Source organism: Kitasatospora sp. NPDC086009, from assembly GCF_044540385.1.
In the GTDB taxonomy this organism is placed as follows: domain Bacteria; phylum Actinomycetota; class Actinomycetes; order Streptomycetales; family Streptomycetaceae; genus Kitasatospora.
The window spans coordinates 20373-40453 of sequence record NZ_JBITSA010000025.1; the positions used below are offsets into that span (position 1 = coordinate 20373).

At 74.5% G+C, this 20081-nt stretch carries 22 protein-coding genes; 15 read left to right on the forward strand and 7 right to left on the reverse strand.

The window, feature by feature from the left end:
* Positions 1–178 precede the first annotated feature (178 nt).
* The 5 genes from ACIF6L_RS35165 (at position 179) to ACIF6L_RS35185 (ending at position 5566) form a co-directional block, all read left to right on the forward strand.
* Positions 179–736, forward strand: a complete 558-nt coding sequence (locus ACIF6L_RS35165) for a GNAT family N-acetyltransferase (RefSeq protein WP_396491660.1) — start codon at positions 179–181, stop codon at positions 734–736.
* A 135-nt stretch (positions 737–871) separates the two neighbouring features.
* Positions 872–1537: a TetR/AcrR family transcriptional regulator gene (locus tag ACIF6L_RS35170; RefSeq protein ID WP_396491661.1), complete on the forward strand. Its 666-nt coding sequence runs from the start codon at positions 872–874 to the stop codon at positions 1535–1537.
* A gap of 123 nt (positions 1538–1660) precedes the next feature.
* Entirely contained in the window at positions 1661–3181 is a 1521-nt protein-coding gene (locus tag ACIF6L_RS35175; RefSeq protein WP_359811282.1) for an MFS transporter, read from the forward strand.
* Between the two features lie 254 nt (positions 3182–3435).
* Positions 3436–5046, forward strand: coding sequence for a cytochrome bc complex cytochrome b subunit (locus tag ACIF6L_RS35180; RefSeq protein ID WP_396491662.1), 1611 nt, complete (start codon positions 3436–3438; stop codon positions 5044–5046).
* Between the two features lie 79 nt (positions 5047–5125).
* A complete protein-coding gene (locus ACIF6L_RS35185) occupies positions 5126–5566 on the forward strand; it encodes a PPOX class F420-dependent oxidoreductase (protein WP_352296051.1) in 441 nt (146 codons plus the stop codon).
* A 156-nt stretch (positions 5567–5722) separates the two neighbouring features.
* Here the strand turns inward: ACIF6L_RS35185 and ACIF6L_RS35190 are convergent, their stop codons facing one another.
* Together ACIF6L_RS35190 and ACIF6L_RS35195 are read right to left on the reverse strand one after the other, a co-directional pair.
* Positions 5723–5926, reverse strand: a complete 204-nt coding sequence (locus ACIF6L_RS35190) for a hypothetical protein (RefSeq protein WP_359839378.1) — start codon at positions 5924–5926, stop codon at positions 5723–5725.
* Positions 5923–6192 carry a DUF1876 domain-containing protein gene (locus tag ACIF6L_RS35195; protein ID WP_329486993.1) on the reverse strand — a complete coding sequence of 90 codons (270 nt, stop codon included), beginning with the start codon at positions 6190–6192 and terminating at the stop codon, positions 5923–5925. The genes ACIF6L_RS35190 and ACIF6L_RS35195 overlap by 4 nt, the downstream gene beginning before the upstream one ends.
* 157 nt (positions 6193–6349) lie before the next feature.
* Between ACIF6L_RS35195 and ACIF6L_RS35200 the strand changes: the two genes are divergently transcribed.
* The 3 genes from ACIF6L_RS35200 to ACIF6L_RS35210 all read left to right on the forward strand — a co-directional run bounded on the left by ACIF6L_RS35200 (position 6350) and on the right by ACIF6L_RS35210 (position 8658).
* On the forward strand, positions 6350–7222 hold the full coding sequence (locus ACIF6L_RS35200; protein WP_396491663.1) for a YndJ family protein: 873 nt from the start codon (positions 6350–6352) through the stop codon (positions 7220–7222).
* Positions 7219–7773, forward strand: a complete 555-nt coding sequence (locus ACIF6L_RS35205) for a DUF1990 family protein (protein ID WP_396491664.1) — start codon at positions 7219–7221, stop codon at positions 7771–7773. Before ACIF6L_RS35200 ends, ACIF6L_RS35205 begins: the two co-directional genes overlap by 4 nt.
* Positions 7774–8031: 258 nt before the next feature.
* Positions 8032–8658: a hypothetical protein gene (locus tag ACIF6L_RS35210; RefSeq protein ID WP_396491712.1), complete on the forward strand. Its 627-nt coding sequence runs from the start codon at positions 8032–8034 to the stop codon at positions 8656–8658.
* Positions 8659–8738: 80 nt separating this feature from the next.
* On the opposite strand, the gene ACIF6L_RS35215 is transcribed toward ACIF6L_RS35210, so the two are convergent.
* The 3 genes from ACIF6L_RS35215 to ACIF6L_RS35225 form a co-directional block, all read right to left on the reverse strand.
* Complete coding sequence (locus ACIF6L_RS35215; RefSeq protein ID WP_359810764.1) at positions 8739–9497, reverse strand: zf-HC2 domain-containing protein; 759 nt, start codon at positions 9495–9497, stop codon at positions 8739–8741.
* Positions 9494–10048 (reverse strand): sigma-70 family RNA polymerase sigma factor, encoded by a 555-nt coding sequence (locus tag ACIF6L_RS35220; protein ID WP_396491665.1) that lies wholly within the window; start codon positions 10046–10048, stop codon positions 9494–9496. Before ACIF6L_RS35220 ends, ACIF6L_RS35215 begins: the two co-directional genes overlap by 4 nt.
* A gap of 72 nt (positions 10049–10120) precedes the next feature.
* On the reverse strand, positions 10121–10711 hold the full coding sequence (locus ACIF6L_RS35225) for a hypothetical protein (RefSeq protein ID WP_396491666.1): 591 nt from the start codon (positions 10709–10711) through the stop codon (positions 10121–10123).
* 223 nt (positions 10712–10934) lie between these two features.
* Between ACIF6L_RS35225 and trxA the strand changes: the two genes are divergently transcribed.
* On the forward strand, positions 10935–11324 hold the full coding sequence (trxA, locus tag ACIF6L_RS35230; RefSeq protein ID WP_352296069.1) for a thioredoxin: 390 nt from the start codon (positions 10935–10937) through the stop codon (positions 11322–11324).
* A gap of 156 nt (positions 11325–11480) precedes the next feature.
* On the opposite strand, the gene ACIF6L_RS35235 is transcribed toward trxA, so the two are convergent.
* Positions 11481–12137 carry a TetR/AcrR family transcriptional regulator gene (locus ACIF6L_RS35235; RefSeq protein ID WP_396491667.1) on the reverse strand — a complete coding sequence of 219 codons (657 nt, stop codon included), beginning with the start codon at positions 12135–12137 and terminating at the stop codon, positions 11481–11483.
* Between the two features lie 168 nt (positions 12138–12305).
* On the opposite strand from ACIF6L_RS35235, the gene ACIF6L_RS35240 reads away from it, so the two are divergent.
* Entirely contained in the window at positions 12306–13889 is a 1584-nt protein-coding gene (locus ACIF6L_RS35240; protein WP_396491668.1) for an APC family permease, read from the forward strand.
* An 18-nt stretch (positions 13890–13907) separates the two neighbouring features.
* On the opposite strand, the gene ACIF6L_RS35245 is transcribed toward ACIF6L_RS35240, so the two are convergent.
* Entirely contained in the window at positions 13908–14867 is a 960-nt protein-coding gene (locus ACIF6L_RS35245) for a YafY family protein (RefSeq protein WP_359810757.1), read from the reverse strand.
* 131 nt (positions 14868–14998) lie between these two features.
* On the opposite strand from ACIF6L_RS35245, the gene ACIF6L_RS35250 reads away from it, so the two are divergent.
* From ACIF6L_RS35250 to ACIF6L_RS35270, 5 genes are all read left to right on the forward strand, one after another.
* Complete coding sequence (locus tag ACIF6L_RS35250) at positions 14999–15763, forward strand: alpha/beta fold hydrolase (protein ID WP_396491669.1); 765 nt, start codon at positions 14999–15001, stop codon at positions 15761–15763.
* A 253-nt stretch (positions 15764–16016) separates the two neighbouring features.
* Positions 16017–16481, forward strand: a complete 465-nt coding sequence (locus ACIF6L_RS35255) for an OsmC family protein (protein ID WP_329487004.1) — start codon at positions 16017–16019, stop codon at positions 16479–16481.
* On the forward strand, positions 16478–17917 hold the full coding sequence (locus ACIF6L_RS35260; RefSeq protein WP_396491670.1) for a dihydrolipoyl dehydrogenase family protein: 1440 nt from the start codon (positions 16478–16480) through the stop codon (positions 17915–17917). Before ACIF6L_RS35255 ends, ACIF6L_RS35260 begins: the two co-directional genes overlap by 4 nt.
* Positions 17918–18083: 166 nt before the next feature.
* The gene (locus ACIF6L_RS35265) at positions 18084–19178 is read left to right on the forward strand and encodes a WD40/YVTN/BNR-like repeat-containing protein (RefSeq protein ID WP_396491671.1); all 1095 of its coding nucleotides are present in this window, start codon (positions 18084–18086) and stop codon (positions 19176–19178) included.
* 106 nt (positions 19179–19284) lie between these two features.
* Positions 19285–20064, forward strand: coding sequence for a GNAT family N-acetyltransferase (locus ACIF6L_RS35270; RefSeq protein ID WP_396491713.1), 780 nt, complete (start codon positions 19285–19287; stop codon positions 20062–20064).
* The last annotated feature ends 17 nt before the right edge of the window (positions 20065–20081 follow it).

Below are 20081 nucleotides of genomic sequence, written 5' to 3' on the forward strand. Positions count from 1 at the left end.
GATCTCCCTCTCGACGACGCGCGCGGCAAGCCGGTCCGACGTGCCGAAGGCGACCGTAACGGCATTCGTTTTCATTTTCAACACGCTCGCACGGCTCCTCCGACAGAGCGTCAGATGACATTCGTTTTCAGGTACGGTGACGGGGACCCAGCCCCGACCCGACCCGTGGAGCCCTCCGATGGACCGTCCGGATGCCTATGTGATCAGGCACGCCCTGCCCGAGGACGTGCCCGGCGCCCGCCGGCTGATCCTGGACACCTTCTACCGCGAGTTCGGCTACGGCTACGTCCCCGACTGGCACGCCGACGTGGTCGACCTCCAGGCGCACTACCTCGACCACCCCCGGCACGCCCTGCTGGTCGCCACCCGGGCCGGCGAGGTGGTCGCCACCACCGCACTGCACTCCCGCGGGCCAGTCCACCCGCCGCACCCGCGCGAGCTGGCCGAGCGCTACCCCGACGGCACCACCGCCCAGCTGGTCCGGGTCTACGTCCGGACCGAGCACCGCCGGCACGGACTGGCCCGGGAGCTGGTGCGCCGGGCATGCGAGTTCGCCGTGGACGAGGGCGGCTACCGGCACCTCTACCTGCACACCAACGCCGCCGTCCCGGGCGCCGAGGCGTTCTGGCGCAGCCTCGCCGAGGAGGTCCACGACGCCCGCCCGAGCGGCGAGCACGGCCCCGGGGTGGCCACCGTCCACTTCGAGATCCCGCTGCGCCGGCCGGCGCGGGTCTGACGCCGCGCTTCCACCCTGCGGGTGAATGTGATGCAGGTCACATCCAGCGGGGAATTTCCGGGGACCGAATCCCCGTTTGCTCCTTCGTAGGCCTAAACGGGGAAAGTTTCCCCGCTATGCTGGGAGGAGCGAGAAGTGAGCAGCACCGTCACCGCGGCGACCCGCACCGCGGAGCCCGTCCGCACGCCGAAGCTGCGCGCGGACGCGACTCGCAACCGTGAGCGGATCCTGCTGGCGGCGCGGGACGCCCTCGTCGAGCACGGCGCGGACGCGCCGCTGGACGAGATCGCCAAGCGGGCCGGCGTGGGCAACGCCACGCTGTACCGGAACTTTCCGGACCGCTCGGCGCTGATCCGCGAGGTGGCGCTGCTCATCAAGGGCCGTATCCTGGCCATCGCCGAGTCGGCGACGGCGGAGGCTTCTGGCCCGTTCGACGCCCTCCAGCGGTTCGCGCACGCCACGGTCGAGGAGAAGATGGGCGCCCTGTGCCCGATCCTCACCAACCGGGTCGACCCCTTCGATCCGGACCTGACGGACGCGCGCGAGCGACTGGTGACCGCCGTCGATGACCTTATGGCACGCGCCAAGGAGGCCGGCGAACTGCGGCCGGACGTCGACCCCGGTGACCTGTTCATCGCGATGAGCCAGCTCACCCGCCCCCTGCCGGGCACCTCCTGCCAGTTCCTGGACGGCTTCGTCCACCGGCACCTGCAGCTGTTCCTGGACGGCCTGCGGGCGCCCGCCCGCTCGACCCTGCCCGGCCGGGCCGCGACCTTCGAGGACTTCCACCCCGAGCACTGACCCGCAGCGCCGAGCGCTGACCGACGGCCCGCCGGTCCACTGCCGCACCGGCGGCCGGGGCCGACCGTGCCCGCCCGACTTTCCCCTGATCCTTACGCACCGCACCCCGAAGTGAGTACTCCCATGCCAAAAACCGACGCCCTGCCGGCCACCCAGCCCGATCCGCGGCGCTGGAAGGCCCTGATATTCATCGGCCTCGCCCAGCTGATGGTCGTCCTCGACGCCACCATCGTGAACATCGCCCTGCCGTCGGCCCAGAAGGACCTCGGCATCACCGACGGCAACCGCCAGTGGGTGATCACCGCCTACGCGCTGGCCTTCGGTGGCCTGCTGCTGTTCGGCGGCCGGATCGCCGACCTGTGGGGCCGTAAGCGGACCTTCGTGGTCGGCCTGACCGGCTTCGCCCTCGCCTCCGCGCTGGGCGGCGCCGCCGCCAACACCGCCATGCTGCTCGGCGCCCGCGCCCTGCAGGGCGTGTTCGGAGCCCTGCTCGCCCCGGCCGCGCTCTCGCTGCTGGCCGTGATGTTCACCGAGGCCAAGGAGCGCGCCAAGGCGTTCGGCATCTACGGCGCCATCGCCGGCGGTGGCGGCGCGATCGGCCTGATCCTCGGCGGCCTGCTGACCGAGTACATGAACTGGCGCTGGACCTTCTTCGTCAACATCCCGTTCGCCGTGGTCGCCGCCGTCGGCGCCGTCATGGTGATCCGCGAGCCCGCCCAGGGCCGCAACCGCAACCGCCTGGACATCCCCGGCGTGCTGCTGGTCACCACCGGCCTGGTCTCCCTGGTCTACGCCTTCACCCGCGCCGAGTCGGACGGCTGGAGCTCCGGCACCACGCTGGGCCTGTTCGCCGCCGCCGCCGTGCTGCTGGCCGCGTTCGCCGTGGTCGAGATGAAGGTCAAGGCGCCGCTGCTGCCGCTGCGGGTCGTCCTGGACCGCAACCGCGGCGGGGTCTACCTGTCGCTCGGCCTGGCCGTGATCGGCATGTTCGGCCTCTTCCTCTTCCTGACCTACTACCTGCAGATCGTGCTCGGCTACAGCCCGGTGCTCACCGGCGTCGCCTTCCTGCCGATGGTGGCGGGCATGATCACCGGCTCGACCCAGATCGGCGCCCGGCTGATGACCCGCGTGCCGGCCCGCTACCTGATGGCGCCCGGCTTCCTGGTCGCCTCGGTCGGCATGCTGATCCTGACCCAGATCGGCCTGGACACCTCCTACCCGGCGCTGATCCTGCCCGGTCTGATCCTGATGGGCCTCGGCATGGGCACCGCGTTCATGCCCGCGATGAGCCTGGCCACGCACGGTGTCGAGCCCCGCGACGCGGGTGTCGCCTCCGCCATGGTCAACACCTCGCAGCAGGTCGGCGGCGCCATCGGCACCGCACTGCTGAACACCATCGCGGCCAGCGCCACGGCGACCTGGCTGGCCTCCCACGCCACCGCCGTGACCAGCCCGGCCGCGGCCCAGGCGGCGCAGTTCCAGGGCATGGTGCACGGCTTCTCGACCGCGATCTGGTGGTCCTTCGGCATCCTGGTCGCCGCCGCGGCGATCGCCTTCACCCTGATCAACGCCGGTCGCCCCGACCAGGCGGCGACGGGGTCGGGTGCGGTGGAGAGCAACGAGGTGCCGGTGCTGGTGCACTGACCCTCCGGGGTACACACAAAGGGTGCGTAGCGGCCCGTCCGGTGTTTCGACACCGGGCGGGCCGCTCGCCGTTTCCGGGGTGTCGCTTGCGGGCGGCCGTTTCCGGGGCGTCGCTTCCGCGCCGCTCGCCGATTCCGGGTCGCCGTGGAGACGACAGCGGCACCCCGGGTAGAAACGGGGAGCGGGCCCCGTTTACTCTGGTCCCAGCTCGAAGCGGGGAACGATCCCCGCTTCATGGACCGAGGTGCGTGGAAATGACCCGGAATCAGAACCCCGGACGCGGCCGGCGGGCCGCCGACTGGGCGGACGGCCGGCTGGGGGTCTACACCCTGGCCAGGGCGAACGTGCGCAAGATCTTCCCGGACCACTGGTCCTTCATGCTGGGCGAGATCTGCCTCTACACCTTCGTCATCATCATCCTGACCGGCGTCTGGCTCACGCTGTTCTTCAAGCCCGGCATGGGCGAGGTGATCTACGACGGCTCGTACGTCCCGCTCAAGGGCGTGCCGATGTCGGAGGCCTACGCCTCGACGATGGACATCAGCTTCGAGGTCCGCGGCGGGCTGCTGATCCGGCAGATCCACCACTGGGCGGCCGTGGTGTTCGTCGCGGCGATGTTCGTGCACATGATGCGGGTGTTCTTCACCGGGGCGTTCCGCAAGCCGCGCGAGATCAACTGGCTGTTCGGCTTCCTGCTGCTCTTCCTCGGCCTGCTGGACGGCTTCTTCGGCTACTCACTGCCCGACGACCTGCTCTCGGGCACCGGCATCCGCTTCGTCGAGGGCGTGGTCCTGGCCCTCCCGCTGGTGGGCAGCTACGTCCAGATGTTCCTGTTCGGCGGCGAGTTCCCCGGTCACGACATCGTGCCGCGGTTCTTCACCGTCCACGTGCTGCTGATCCCCGGCATCATGCTCGGCCTGCTGGTCGCGCACCTGATCCTGGTCTTCTACCACAAGCACACCCAGTGGGCGGGCCCCGGCCGGACCGAGCAGAACGTCGTCGGCATGCCACTGATGCCGGTCTACCTGGCCAAGGCCGGCGGGTTCTTCTTCCTGGTCTTCGGGATCATCGCGCTGATGGCGGCCGTCGCCTCGATCAACCCGATCTGGGCCTACGGCCCGTACCGCCCCGACCAGGTGTCCACCGACGCGCAGCCGGACTGGTACATGGGCTTCGCCGAGGGGCTGATCCGGGTGATGCCCGGCTGGGAGGTCGGCCTGTGGGGGCACACCCTCAACCTGGGCGTGCTGATCCCGTTCACGCTCTTCCCGGTGATCCTCGGCGCGATCGCGGTCTACCCCTTCGTCGAGTCCTGGCTGACCGAGGACGCGCGCGAGCACCACCTCCTGGACCGCCCGCGCAACGCCCCCGTGCGCACCGCACTCGGCGCGGCCTGGATCGCGCTCTACCTGGTGATGCTGATCGGCGGCGGCAACGACCTGGTCGCCACCCGTCTGCACCTGTCGCTGAACTCGATCACCTACGCCGTCCGGGTGGGGTTCTTCGTGGTGCCGGTGGTGGTCTTCGTGATCACCAAGCGGTGGTGCCTGGGCCTCCAGCGGCGCGACCGGGACAAGGTGCTGCACGGCCGGGAGACGGGCCTCATCAGGCGGCTGCCGCACGGCGAGTTCACCGAGGCGCACGCCCCGCTCGCGCCGGCGGAACTGCACCGGCTGACCGCCCACGAGCAGCCCCGCCCCCTCGAACTACCGGCCCCGGTGGACCAGAATGGGGTGGCCCACCCGGTCGGCGCGCTCACCCGCGTCCGCGCGAGGCTCTCCCGCGGCCTGCACGGCGAGGGCGCCAGGATCCCCCGGCCGACCGCCGAGGAGTACCACGAGATCACCGGCGGCCACGGTCACTGAGCCGCCCGCTCCGGCGCCGCGGCACCGGCCCGCGACCGCGGCAACGGACCGCGCCCGGCCCCTGGACAGGGAGGACATCGTGCACGACCGTACCGACCGGCTGGCCGACACCAGATACCTCCTGCTCACCACCTTCGACGAGGACGGCAGCCGGCTGCGCTCGGCGATCTGGGTGGTGGCGGACGGCACGGCGCTCGGCATCTGGACCCCCGCCCACTCCGGCGAGGCCGAGCGGATCCGCCGCCACCCCCGGGTGCTGGTCGGCCCCTGCGACGCCCACGGGCGCCCGACCGGGCGCCAGCTGCCCGCGCGGGCGACGGTCTGCGACCCGGACGACACCGCGCGCTACCGCACCTCGCTGATCAACAAGTACGGCATGACCGCCCTGATCGCACTGGCCCGCAGCCGGTTCCGGCTCGGCCTGTCCGGGACGGTCGGCATCCGGATCACGCTCAGCCGGGTGGAGCAGCGGCTGGTCGGGCCGGAGTGGCAGCTGCCGACGTCGTACTGCCCGAACTGAGAGGCCGCGAGGCGGGCGCGGCGGTGCCGGGACCGGTCACAGGACTGGTCCCGGCACCGCCGTCGTCCGTGGGACTACGCCCGTGGGTTCGCCTGCGCCCGTGGGTTCGGCTACGCCTGTCGGGTCGCCTTCGTCCTCGGGCCGGACGGGCCCGGCTCAGCCCACGTCGTCCGGAGCCGTGGCGAGGTCGCCCGGCTCGCAGGCCTCCCGGCCGGTCCCGGCGTGCACGACACGCACGGCCCGGTCGGGACCACCCGGGACGACCTGCTGCTCCCGCCCGCAGCGCGGACAGATCAGCGGGATGCGGGCCCTTCTGGGCTCCTCGGCCCCGGAGCCGGCACCGACCTGCGGCGCCGTCACGACAGCGGGTGGGACGGGACGGGACTGGCGTCCTGGATCTCGCCGTGGGCCTTGGTGAGAAGCTGCGAGGCGAGATCGTTGAGCGCCCGGGCGGCGGCGACCTCCTCGCCGACCCGCAGCTGCTCCGGGTCCGACGGGTGGCGGCTGGTGTAGCCGTGGGCGCGGATTTCGGTTCCGTCACCGAGTCTCAGCAGGGCGGCGGCGGCCGTCCGCGCCCCCTCCTCACGGAACTCCATCTCGATGTGCCAACCAACGAGTGTCTGCATGGCGGATCACCTCCAGAGATTCCTTCTCCAGAGTGCGCCGCCTGCGGCGCGAGCACCAGGGGAGGCGGCTCCAGCTCGACTTGAACACGTTCAAGTGCGCCGCGTACAGTCACTGGCGCAAGGCTTTGAACGTGTTCAAGGAAGGGGTGCGGCCACCATGGGCAGAGGCACCGCGGAGCTGGTCGACCTGCTGGTCCTGCTCGGCATGGGCGCCGTGATCCCGCTCGGCCTGACCCTGATCGACGAGCCCGGGCTGGCCCGCGTCCGCCGGCTCTGGCCCCTGGCCGCCGTCCCCGGCGCACTGTCGCTCTGGCTGCCGCGCGGCGGCCTCGCCACCGGCTGCGCCGCACTCTACGCGCTCGGCACCCTCGCCCTGGCCGCCCACGCACCGGCCCGGCTCGCCCGCATTCGCTCGCTCGCGCCGCGCGAGATCGCCGTGCTCACCGCCCTCGCCACCCCCTCGGTGGCCGGGCTCGCGCTGGTCGCCGAGCGCTCGGGCCACGAACTCCTCGGCTTCGACCTCGACATCCTGGCGCTGACCGTGCCGCACTTCCACTACGCCGGGTTCACCGCCGCCCTGGTCGCCGGGCTGGTCTGCCGGGCCGCGCCGGAGAGCGCCGCCGCCCGCTGGGCCGCGCTCAGCGTGCCGCTCGGCACCCTGCTCGTCCTGGCCGGCTACTTCGTCGACGACTGGGCCGAACTCGCCGGAGCCGTCGTGCTCACCACCGGGATGTGGCTGGTCGGCCTGCTCACCTGGCGGGACCTGCGCACCCGCACCGCCGACCGGCCCGCAGCCGTCCTGCTCGGGACCGCCTCCGCCGTCCTCGCCGCGACCATGCTGCTCGCGCTCTGGTGGGCGCTGGGCGAGGCCTCCGGCGTCGCGCACCCCACCCTCACCTGGATGGCCGCCACCCACGGCGTCGGCAACGCCCTCGGCTTCGCGCTCTGCTCGCTGCTCGCCTGGCGCCGCCTCGCCCGACCTCAGGCGCCGACCGCGCGCCTCCCCCACCCGAAGGAAGCCCTGCGATGAACCGCCCCCGGGCCACCGACCTCAACTACCCCGAGACCGGCGCCAGCACCACCCCCGACCGCCCGCTGCCCGGCGGCTACCACCACCTCCGCCACCGCGCCCTGATCGGCCACGGCCGCGCCGCCCTGGAAGCCGCCGGAGCCGCCGTGCTCGACTGGCGGATGCACCGCGCCGCCGGCGTCCGCATCGCCGCCGAAGCCACCCGGGCCACCCCCGGCACCGCCGTCACCTGCGCGATCGGCCTCGGACCGGTGCGCGCCGCCGCCCCCTGCCGGGTGATCTGGAGCGCGGACGGCCCCGACCGCTTCGGCTTCGCGTACGGCACCCGGCGCGGGCACCTCGCGGTCGGCGAGGAGACCTTCCTGGTCGAGATGGGCCCCGACAAGGCCGTCTGGTTCACCGTGAACGCCTTCAGCCGCCCCGACCGCTGGTTCGCCCACCTCGCCGGCCCGCTGCTCCCGCTGGGCCAGCGGCTCTTCGCCCGACGCTGCGCCCGCGCCCTGACCCGGATCGCCGCAGCGGCGGAACAGCGGGCGTCGGCGGGGCGGTAGCCGGGGGCGGGGGACGCGACGCACGGTCGGCGTTCCGGACCGGCCCGGGTATCCGCAGCCGGCGGGCTCAGGCGAGGCGGTAACCGCAGGTGCCGGCCGCGACGCATGACCGGACCGGAGCGGCAGCGCCCGCCGGGAGCGGCGGACACCGGCCGGCGTGCCGGATCGGCCCGGGGCAGCCGAAGCCCCGGGGGCACGACCCCCGACAACGGGGCGCCGTCCCGAGCGGGGGTCCGTCAGACTCGCCCGGTGATCGAGATGCAGCCCGTCCTGGAGACGCCCGGCCGCGACGGCTTCGACCTCTGGCCCGTCGGCCCGTACGAGCCGTACGGCTTCCTCCCGCTGGGCGCCGCGATGAGCCCGGCCGACGTCGGTACGGCGGTGATGCAGATCGCCGACCACAACGAGGCCGAGCCCGGCCCCGGTGAGGAACCGGCCGGGTCCGGCGACCCGGCCGGCCGGTTCCTGCACGGCCTGCTGACCTCGGAGTACCCGGTCGCCCCCGGCGGCTTCCGGGTCTTCGCCCCGGCCACCGGCACCGTCCTTCGTCCGGGCTGCTGCAACGGGCTGGAGGAGTGGCGGGACTGGTACGAAGTCCTGGACGGCGACGGGTTCGCCCTCTTCGGCCACGACCCCACTCCGGAGGCCCGGCGCGAGGGCACGCTCGTGCGGCTGACCCCGGACAGCGCCGTCCGGGACGGTCCCGGCATCGAGCTGCCGCTCGACGGACTGCGCCGCCTCGTCACCGCAGCGGCGGACGAGCTCGCCGCCTTCCTGCGGCTGGCCGACGCCTGGGCCGCGGACCACTGTCCCGACCGCCGCACGCCGCTGGTGGCCGCCCTCGCCCGCGCGGTGGGCCTGGGCGCGGACACCGAGGAGGCGTAGCACCGGCCCCCCGACCCCGCCGCCCGCCCGACCACCCGGGGGGGCGTGGGCGCGCGGGCACCGGGGAGGCCGCGCCCGGGTCAGGCCGGGTGGACCGGGACGGTGACCAGGACGGTGGCGCCGTCCAGGGTGCGGACCTCGAAGTGGTCGATGTCCGTGGGCTGGAGGCCCGTGCCGCCGGTGGTCCGCAGGGCGGCCGGGGCCGCGCCGGTGGTGCCGTAGCCGGCCGCGGGGACGCTCCAGCTGGTCACCGTCCAGCGCTCCCCGGTGTGCGAGACAGCGACCAGGTCGCAGCTCAACGGGCCCTGGACGTTGGAGAGTTCGAGGCTCACCTGGCTGCCCCACCCCTTGCCGTCGACGCCGACGACGGCGTGCGCGCCGGTGGTCGGGTCGGTGGCGGTGAACTGCTGGGCCGCGACGGCGACCACGCCGGGCGTGGAGTCCGCGGTGACCACGACGGCGGTGACGGCCGGACCGGCGACCACCAGGACCGCGGCCGCGGCGACCAGGACCAGCCGCCGCACCCTCCCCCGCCGTCGGCCTGCCGAGACCTCGGCGACCAGCCGGTCCAGCAGTCGCCCGTCCGGCCGGGGCGCCGGCCCTGCCGGATCGATCCCGGCGGCCTCGGCGGAGGCCGCGTACTCGGCCAGCAGCGGCTCCACGAAGCCGAGTTCGGCCACCTCCCGGGTGCACTGCGGGCAGCCGGCCAGGTGCGCCGCGAACGCGTCGCGCTCGGCCGGTTCGAGCAGGCCGAGGAGGTAGCCGCCGACGTCCAGGTGCTCGCCGCCGGCGGTGTGGCCCTGCTCGGAGCCGGTCGGTCCGGGCTCGGACGATGTCACGATGTCACTCCCCGTTCCTCCAGCGCGAGCTTCAGCGAGCGCAGCGCGTAGAACACCCGCGACCGTACGGTACCGGCCGGGATGCCGAGTTCGGCGGCCGCCTCGTTCACCGAGCGGCCCTTGAAGTAGGTCTCGACGACGATCTGCCGGTGCGCCTCCGAGAGGTCCCCGAGCGCCTCCGAGATGGTCATCAGCCGCAGTGCGCGGTCCAGTTCGTCCTCCGCGGGCAGCAGCTCCAGCGGTGCCGGGTCGACCTCGCGCGGGCGGGCCAGACTGCTGCGGTGGCCGTCGATGACGATCCGCCGGGCGACCGTGACCAGCCAGGGCCGCAGCGAGCCGCCGCCCGGGTCGAGCCGGTCGATGTTGCGCCAGGCCCGGACCAGCGTCTCCTGCACCACGTCCTCGGCCCGCTGGCGGTCCCCCGCGACCAGGTGGAGGACGAAGCCGAAGAGCGGCCCCGCGTGCTCGTGGTACAGGGCTCGCATCAGTTCTTCGTCCGGGGCGGCGGCGCCGCGTGCGGGCGCACCGCCACCGCGGTGCTCGTCGGTCACGACGCCATTTTCGCGCACCCGTACCTCCGGGTCGAGGGTTCCACGTCCGGTCCGGACCGTCGTCGGGGCGGGTCAGTAGCCACCGCCGGGGGCGGCCGGCGTGCTCGGGGCGGAACTCGCGGCGCCCGCCTTGCCACCCGCCGGGGTCAGCGCCCACCAGGTGCCGCCGACGCCCTGGCCCTTGGTGTCACCGGGCTGCTTGTCGGGCGCGTAGCGGTAGGCCGGCCAGCCGTTCAGGGTGAGCTGCTTGCTGCCGTCGGCCCGGGTGACGGTGCCGACCAGCTTGCTGTCGATGCCCTTGACGGTGACCGAGCCGTCGGCCGGCGCGGGTGGCCAGATCGAGGCGCAGTTGCCGTTGCAGTTGGACATCGGGGGCTGCGCGGTGTCCTGGTCGAAGCGGTAGAGGGTGAAGCCGGCGCTGTCGGTCACGATGGTGCCGAGCTTGGGGTCGGCGGCCGTCTTCAGGGTGGCGTCGGCGGGGGCGGCGGGGCTGCTCGGCGTCGCGGGCGCGGTCGGGGCGGCGCCGGAGCCGGCGGGCGTGGCGGACCCGCCGCTGCCGGAGCCGGACGACCCGCACCCGGCCACCAGGGCGCCCACGGCGATCCCGGACGCGGCGAGCACGGCGATCCGACTGGTACGGGTGGTGCGACTGTTGCTGCGCATGGGTGCTTCTCCCCCGGCTGGACGCGCACGGCCGCTCGGACACGGGCCGCGCTGTTCGTACCGCGCTGACGCGGACACCCACCAGTACGGGCGCCGACGGCGGAGCACTCAACGCCCGGCCGGGAAATCCGCGGGAGGGGGCTCCGGAATAGTGCGCGGACGGTCGCGGTTGTGCCGGGCAGATGGCCTGGACCGCCACCCCCGGAAGGGCAGGAACCGCGAGATGAGCAACACGGTCGAGCTGACCAAGGAGAACTTCGACGACATCGTCCCTGGCCAGGACGGTAAGGACTTCGTCTTCATCGACTTCTGGGCGGCCTGGTGCGGCCCGTGCCGCCAGTTCGCCCCGGTCTACGAGAAGGCGGCCGAGCGCCACTCGGACCTGGTCTTCGCGAAGGTCGACACCGAGGCGCAGCAGGAGCTGGCCGCCGCGTTCGGCATCCAGTCGATCCCGACGCTGGCGATCATCCGCGAGGGCGTGCTGGTGTTCTCGCAGGCGGGCGCGCTGCCGGAGGCCGTGTTCGAGGATCTGATCGGTCAGGCCCGCAAGCTGGACATGGCCGAGGTGAAGCGCAAGGTCGCGGCCGAGCAGAACGGCGGCCCGGAGGCCTGAGCGCGGCCGTCGGGGCGGCCGGTCGGGCGGGCGGAGCCGCCCGGGCCGGTCGTACGGCGGCGCGGGTGACTCCGCGACGGTAGGCCCGGGTGGCGAGTGCCCCCGGGCCCGTCGCCGTTGCGGGCCGTCGTCACGCTGTCCGCCGGGGCGCCCCGGTCAGGGCGTGGGCAGCCGGGCCGCGAGGCCGTCCAGGAGCAGGCGCAGCGCGAGTTCGAAGCCGCGCTCGTCCAGCCCGGGTGCCCCGGAGCCGGGCCCGCCGCCGCGTTCGGCGGCGGCCTCCAGCGCACCGGCGAGGGCCGGGTAGCGGGGCCGGTACTCGGCCGGCGGGCGGGTGAAGCCCGCGGTGAAGGTCTCCAGCGCGGAGCCGAGCACCAGGTAGTCGACCGCGGCGGCGACCTCGGCGGCGTCGGCGGGCGCCAGCCCGGCCCGGCCGAGCGCCCCGAGCAGGGCCTCGTAGCCGAGCAGTTGGAGGTCGGCCCCGACCCGGCGGCGGGCCAGCAGCGCGATGGTGTGGGGGTGGCGCAGGAAGGCGGCGCGGTAGCCGCGGACGTAGGCGGTGAGGCCGGTCCGCCACTCCCGGTGATCGGTGCCGTCGAGCGGCCCCAGGTCGATCTCGGCGTTGACGAGCTCGGCGAGCCCGTCGATCAGGTCGTCCTTGCCGCTCACGTGGTTGTAGAGCGAGGCCGCCTTCACGCCCAGCCGGTCGGCCACCGCGCGCATGGTGAGGCCGTCGGAGCCCTGCTCGTCGACCACGGCGAGGGCGGCCCTGGCGATGATCTCCCTGCTCAGCAACGCCCTGGTCGGTCGTCCCACGCTCGTCGTCCCTCCCTGCCGGCTGCGTCGGCCCCACGGTATTACAGCCCGGTCTCGACTCTTCCCTTGCCCCGGGTGAGGGGTTACCGTCCCTGACTAACAAAGTTAGTTTTCTGTGGCGGGCCCGTCCGAGGGGCTCACCACGGGTGACGGCAAGGTGGACGCCCCATGACCGACAACCTCCCGAGAGCCCGCGGCGGCGTGACGCCCGGCGGCCCGGGCACCGCTCCCTCCGGCGGCAGCCCGACCGGCGACAGCGGTGCGGCCCGGTCCGACGCCGAGCGGCTCGCCGCCCTCGGCTACCGCCAGGAGCTGCGCCGCAGCCTCGGCGTGCTCGGCAACATCTCGATGGGCTTCGCCGTCGTCTCCCCGGTGGTCGGCCTCTACGCCGTCGGCCAGGTCGGCCTCGGGGTGGCCGGCGGCGCCTGGGTCTGGGCGCTGCCGGTCTGCCTGCTCGGCCAGATGCTGGTGGTGGCGGTCTACTCCGAACTCGCCTCGCAGTGGCCGCTGGCCGGCGGTGCCTACCAGTGGAGCCGGCGCCTCACCGGGCCGACCTTTGCCTGGCTGACCGGCTGGATGTGGCAGTTCGCGGTGATGTTCGCCAACACCACCGTCGCCTACCTCGCCTCGCCCTGGTTCTTCGCGCTCTTCGGAGTGACCCCGACACCCGCGCAACTGGTGCTGGTGTCGGCCGCGTTCCTGCTCGCCTGCACGCTGGTCAACGCCTACGGCGTCAACGTGCTGCGCCGGTTCGTCTCGCTGGGCATCGCCGCCGAGACGGTCGCCTCCGTGCTGGTGGGGCTCGCGCTGCTGCTGCTCTTCCGGGCGCACGGCTTCGGCCTGGTGACCGACCTCCTGGACGCCCCCGCCACCGCCGGGGTCTCCACCGGAGCGGCCTTCCTGGCCGTGATCGCGGTCGGCGGATGGGCGTTCATCGGCTTCGACGCGTGCGTCTCCACCGCCGAGGAGACCAAGGACGCGAGCCGGCAGGTCCCGCGGGCGATGTGGTGGGCGCTGATGAGCGTCGGCGTCGTGGTGATCCTGAACGCCGTCGCCGTGGAACTCGCCCACCCCGACCCGGCCGCCGTGGTGCGCGGGGAGGACCTCGACCCGGTCACCACCGCCGTCACCTCGGCCTTCGGCGACTGGTCCGCCAAGCCGTTCGTGGTCGTCGTGCTGATCTCGTTCACCGCCTGCCTGCTGGCCTCGCAGGGCGGCGCCGCCCGCGGCCTCTACTCGCTGGCCCGGGACGGCGTCTTCCCGTTCGCCGGCCAGGTCCGCAGGGTCAACCGGCACCGGGCGCCGATCGGCGGGCTGGTCGCGGCGACCGTGGTCAGCTCCGCCGCGCTGCCGCTGGGGCTGGAGTCCACCGCTATGGGCAGCCTGATCACCTTCGGCACGGCCGCGACCTTCCTGCCGTTCTTCCTGCTCAGCGTGGCCGCGCTGGTGGCCAGGCTGCGCGGCGTGTGGCGGCCGTCCGGCCAGGTCTCGTACGGGCGCGCCGGCACGGTGATCAACGCCCTGGCGGTGCTGTGGACCGGGCTGGAGGTGGTCAACATCTGCTGGCCGCGCAGCATCCTGGCGCCGCCCGGCGCGCCCTGGTACCAGGTGTGGGCCGCGCTCCTGGGCGTCGGCCTGGTGACCCTGGCGGGCGTCGGCTACCTGCTGGTCCGGCGGCCGCAGCGGCTGATGCGCGGCGGGGCCTCCGAGGACCGGCCGGTCACGGACGAGCTCGCGCCCGCCGTGCACTGATCCGGTGCCCGGGCCCGCTCACCCCTGCTCGGCCCACCCGGCGAGCCGGGCGGCGAGCGCCCGGACCTCCGTGCGCAGCGCGTCCGGGCGCAGGACGGTGAACGGCCGGCCCAGCCCGGCCAGCATCACCGCGAACCCGTCGAGGTTCTGGGCCCGGGCGCGCAGCAGGACGCGGCCGTCGTCCGCCGCGGTGAGCGTCCCGACCACGGGTGGGATCCGCTGCCGGGCCTCGTCGAGGGTGGTCGTGAGGAGCACCTCCACCTCGTGCGTCCACGGCACCGAGGCCAGCGACTCCACCACCCGCTGGACCGGGTCGAAGTCCTCCGGCGGCTCGAAGGGCGTCCCGCTCGGCTCCGCCGTCCCGATCCGGTCCAGCCGGAAGGTCCGCAGCTCGCCGCTGCGGTGGTCCAGCCCGGTGGTGTACCAGCGGCCCGAGTGGAAGACCAGCCCGTACGGGTCGAACTCGCGCTCGCTAGGGACGCCCAGGCGGTCGCGGTAGGCGAGCCGGACGCGGCGCCGGCGGCGGGCCGCCTCGGCGAGCGCGAACAGCGCGGCTCCGGCCGGACTCGGGCCGGCGGCGGGCGCCGAGGTCAGCCCCAGGGTCTGCTCCACCGCCTCGACCCGCTCGCGCAGCTCCGTCGGCAGCACCCGCTGGATCTTGGCCAGCGCCGACTCGGCGGCCTGCTCCCCCACCGACAGCCCCGACCGGCGACCGGCCAGCAGTCCGAGCACCACCGAGGCCGCCTCGTCCGCGGTGAGCATCAGCGGCGGCAGCCGGAATCCGGGGCGCAGCCGGTAACCGCCGTAGCGGCCGCGGTCGGCCTGCACCGGGATGCCGAGGTCGGCCAGCCTGGCGGCGTACCGGCGCACCGTGCGCTCGTCCACCTCCAGGCGGGCGGCCAGCTCCGGGCCGGTGAGGCCGGGCCTGGCCTGGAGCAGCTCCAGCAGGGCCAGGACCCGGCTGACCGGGTGGTTCATCGGCTCCCCCTTCGTCGGCCGGCCGGCCCGTGCCGACCCGGCCGGGATCCGGAATCAATCCGGGCGAGATCTGTCCGGCTCCGATCCTAGAGTCGGTCCTGACGGATTCCCCCCGGACAAGGAGTGGTCCCATGAGTACCTTCGTTCTCGTTCCCGGTTTCTGGCTGGGCGCCTGGGCGTGGGACGACGTCGCCCGCCCGCTGCGCGAGGCCGGGCACACCGTCCACGCGGTGACCCCGGCCGGGATGGCCGAGCGTGCCGCCGAGCCGGGGCCCGAGGTCGGCGTGGAGACCCACATCGCCGACCTCACCGACCTGCTGACCCGCGAGGACCTGTGGGACGTCGTCCTCGTCGGCCACAGCGGCGGCAGCACCGCGGTCACCGGTGCGGCCGACCGGATGCCCGAGCGGATCCGGCGGGTGGTCTACCTCGACAGCGGTCCCGTCCCCGACGGCGCCGCGCTGGGCGACCTCTGGGAGCCCGAGCACCGGGCCCACGTGCTGGCCACCCTGGTCGACGGCCGCCACCCGTTGCCGTCCTGGGAGGAACTCGCCGCCGCCGGCAGCAGCGCGGACGGCCTGGACGAGGCCGCCCGCGCCGCCGTCCGCGAGCGCGCCACCGACCAGCCGGCCGCCACCTTCACCGAGCCGCTGCGGCTGACCGGCGCCGGGGCGGACCTGCCGAAGGCGCTGATCTCCTGCTCGTTCCCGCTGGAGCAGGTCCGCGCCATGATCGCCTCGGGCCATCCGTACTTCGCGCAGCTCGGCGGCCCGGAGTGGGAGCTGCGGGAGCTGCCGACCGGGCACTGGCCGATGTTCTCCCGGCCGGCGGAGACGGCGGCGGTGCTGGCGGAACTCGCGGAGCGGGTGGGCCCGGAAGGCTCCGCGGCCCGGTGATCGTGGGGGCCCGGTGGTCGTAGGCCCGGTGATCGTGGGGGCCCGGTGATCCGCCGGCCCGGGCGGGGTCGGCGCGCCGCTGTGCGCGGCGGCCCGGCCCGGTGATCCACCCTCTGCGCGCCCGGGTGCTTGCCCCTCAGCGCACTCGCCCGCGTGTTCGGCTGCGCGCGGCGGGCCGGGCGGCGCAGGATGGGCACGGCGCCCGTGTCCCTCCGGGCGCCCGTGCCACCGAACGAGAGCGAGGCCGCCCGCCATGAGCCAGACCCCGACCAGCACGACCGGCGCCGAGGCGGCCGCGGCGCCGCCGAGGTTCCGGCGGGTCACCACCGCCGAGGTGACCGGCAGCGGCGCCGACGTGCCGTTCCACGTCGACGTGCTGGCCGGCACCCACCCGCTGACCGCCGACGAGCCGGTGCGCCGCGGCGGTTCGGACACCGGGCCGGAGCCGTTCGCGCTGCTGCTCTCCGCACTCGGCTCCTGCACCGCGATCACCCTGCGGATGTACGCGGCGCGCAAGGAGTGGCCGTTGGAGGCCGTCCGGGTCAGGCTCGACTACGAGACGGACGGGCAGCACGGACGGGTCTCGCGCCTCGTCTCGCTCACCGGCGCCCTGGACGACGACCAGCGCGCCCGGCTGCTCGACGTCTGCGAACGCACGCCCGTGACCCTGGCCCTGCGCGCCGGGGTGACCATCGACACGACGGAGGACCGCACGTGACGACCACCCCCGAGGAGTACGACGTCATCGTGGTGGGCGCCGGCCCGACCGGCGAGAACGTCGCCGACCGGACCGCCGCCGCCGGGCTCCGCACGGTGATCGTGGAGGCCGAACTGGTCGGCGGTGAATGCTCCTACTGGGCCTGCATGCCGAGCAAGGCGCTGCTGCGCCCGGTGGCCGCGCTGGCCGGCGCCCGCGCGGTGGCCGGTTCGCGGGAGGCCGTCGGCGACCGGGCGCTGGACGCGGCCGCCGTCCTGGCCCGGCGCGACTCGTTCACCTCGCACTGGCAGGACGACGGCCAGGTCCAGTGGCTCCGTGACACCGGCATCGAGCTGGTCCGCGGGCACGGCCGGCTGGCCGGCGAACGGGCGGTCACGGTCGAGGCGGAGGACGGCACCGAGCGGCTGCTCACCGCCCGGCACGCCGTCGCGGTCTGCACCGGCAGCCGGCCGGTGCTGCCGGAGGGCGTCCCCGGCCTGGCCGAGTCCCGGCCGTGGACCAACCGGGAGGCGACCGGCTCGGCCACCGTGCCCGGGCGGCTGGCGGTGGTCGGCGGCGGCGTGGTCGGCGTGGAGCTGGCCACCGCGTGGCGCGCGCTCGGTTCGCAGGTCGTCCTGTTGGTGCGCGGCGACGCGCTGCTGCCCCGGATGGAGCCGTTCGCGGGCGAGCTGGTCGCGGAGGGCCTGCGGGCCGCCGGGGTGGACCTGCGCTTCGGCGCGGCGGTGGCCTCGCTGGAGCGCGTCGACGGCGCCGGGGTGACGCTGGTGCTGGACGGCGGCGAGCGGCTGACCGCCGACGAGGTGCTCTACGCCACCGGCCGGGCCCCGCGCACGGCGGACGTCGGCCTGGAGCAGGTCGGCCTGAAGCCGGGCACCTGGATGGAGGTGGACGACAGCTGCACCGTGCTCGGCGTCGACGGCGACTGGCTGTACGCGGCCGGGGACGTGAACCACCGGGCGCTGCTCACCCACCAGGGCAAGTACCAGGCCCGGATCGCGGGTGCGGCGATCGTCGCGCGGGCCGAGGGGCGGGCACTGGACACCGCGCGCTGGGGCGCGCACGCCGCGTCGGCCGACAGCGCCGGAGCGCCGCAGGTCGTCTTCACCGAGCCGGAGGTGGCGGCCGTCGGTCTGACGCTGGAGGCGGCCGAGCGGGCCGGGCTGCGGGTCAGGTCGATCGACCACGACCTCGGTGCCGTCGCCGGCGCCTCGCTGTACGGCGACGACTACCGGGGGCGGGCCCGGGTGGTCTTCGACCAGGACCGTCAGGTACTGGTGGGTGCCTCCTTCGTCGGCCCCGGGGTGGCCGAGCTGCTGCACTCGGCCACCGTCGCGGTGGTCGGCGAGGTGCCGATCGACCGGCTCTGGCACGCCGTGCCCGCGTACCCCACGATCAGCGAGGTGTGGCTGCGCCTGCTGGAGGGCTGCCGGGGCTGAGCTCCGGTGCGGCGGCCGGCGCCGCCCGGGTGGCGCCGGCCGCCGCACCGCTCCCGGCACCTCGCCGCGTCGGCGTGGCAAGGTGTGGCCCCGGGCGGGTGGCGGGACACTGACCCGTGGAGGGGTGTCCGGTGGGGGCCGTTGCGCCGAACAGGTGGTGGCCGGTATGACCGAGGTGTTGTTGGCCGTCGGGACGGAGAAGGGCCTCTTTCTCGGCCGCAGCCGATCCCGGGCGGACTGGCAGTTCAGCGGGCCGCACTTCCCGATGAACGCGATCTACGCCGTCTCGATCGATCGCCGGGGCGGCCGGACCAGGCTCCTGGTCGGTGCGGACAGCAGCCACTGGGGCCCGTCGGTCTGGCGCTCCGACGACCTCGGCGCGAGCTGGTTCGAGCCGGCGAAGCCGGCCGTCCGCTTCCCCGAGCACACCGGAGCGTCGCTCACCCGGGTCTGGCAGCTCCAGCCGGCCGGTGAGGAGGCGCCCGGCGTGGTCTACGCGGGCACCGAACCGGCGGCGCTGTTCCGCTCCGAGGACGGCGGCGAGACCTTCGCCCTGGTCGAGCCGCTCTGGAACCATCCGCAGCGGTCCGAATGGGGCGCCGGGTACGGCGGCCAGGGGCTGCACACGGTCCTCACCGATCCGCGCGACCCCGGACGCCTGCTCGTCGCCGTCTCCAGCGGCGGCCTCTACCGGAGCAAGGACGGCGGCGCGAGCTGGGAGCCCTCCAACACCGGGCTGCGCGCGGAGTTCTTCCCGGAGGAGAGCCAGTACCCCGAGTTCGGCCAGTGCGTGCACAAGATCGCACCGGACGCCGTCCGGCGGGACCGCCTCTACCTGCAGAACCACGGCGGCGTGTACCGCAGTGACGACGCGGGCGCGAGCTGGCGCTCCGTCACCGACGGCCTGCCCGCCGACTTCGGCTTCGCCGTCGCCGCCCACCCGCGCCGGGCCGACACCGCCTACCTCTTCCCGCTCGGCGGCGCCGGCGACCGGATCCCCCCGGGCCGCCGCTGCCGGGTCTACCGCACCGAGGACGGCGGGGACAGCTGGCAGCCGCTCGCCAACGGTCTGCCGGGCGAGGACCACTACGGCGTCGTCCTGCGCGACGCCCTGCGCACCGACGACGCCGAACCGGCCGGGATCTACTTCGGCAACCGCACCGGCGAGGTCTACGGCAGCCCCGACGAGGGCGAGAGCTGGTCGCTGCTGCTCTCCCACCTGCCGGACGTGCTCTGTGTCAGGGCGGCGACGGTGTCGTGACCGGACCGGGCAGGCAGACCCCGGCCACTTGATCCACGAACGGCCGCCCGACGAGCATGGCGGAGGCAGGACGGCTCTCGGAGATCGGATGGACCGCGTGACAGAGATGGAACCCGACTGGGAGTTCGGGCGCGACGCCGACGGCCTTCCGGTCGTCCGCTACCAGCGCGGCGAGCGGGAGGGCCGGCCCTGGGCCGGTCTGCTGGAGGTCATGGGCCCGGGGACGCCCGGGGGCGAGGCCGTGAGCGCCGTCGACCCGGTGGAGTTCGTGCTGACGGACATGTCGGGCTGGGTCGTCTCCAGCCGGGTGGGCTTCGGCGAGCGGTTGCGGCGCCGCGGGGCCCGCCCGCTCCGGCTCGGGCACACCATGCTGCGCGACCTCGCCGGTGATCCGCCGCCGGCCGGATGGCCGGACTGGGCGCGGACCCCGCTGCGGGAGGGGTACCGCAGCGTGCCGTGCGACCGCCCCGCCGAGGAGCTCGCCCCGGCGCTGGGCGCCGCGTTCGGCCCCGGCCACCCCGACCACCGCCCCGACCACGACGAGCGGACCTCGCGGGAGGAACTGCGCAGCCTGCTGGCCGGCGGGGTGGTCGGCCCCGTGCTGCCGTCCAGCGCCCTGGTCGTGGACGCGGACGACCGGGTCGTGGCCGGCGCCGTCGTGACCGACTACGAGGGCCTGCCCTGGATCGCCCATGTCTTCCGGCACCCGGAGCTCGGCTACCCGGGGCTCGGCCGCGACCTGATGCGCCGGGTGATGGCCGACCTCGCCGGCCGCGGGAACCCCGGGATGGGGCTGGCCGTCACCGAGGGCAACGCGGCCCGCCGGCTGTACGAGTCGCTCGGATTCCGGCTCACCAGGAGCACGCTGACGGTCATCGTCCCCTGAGCCGCCCGGTGCTCGCC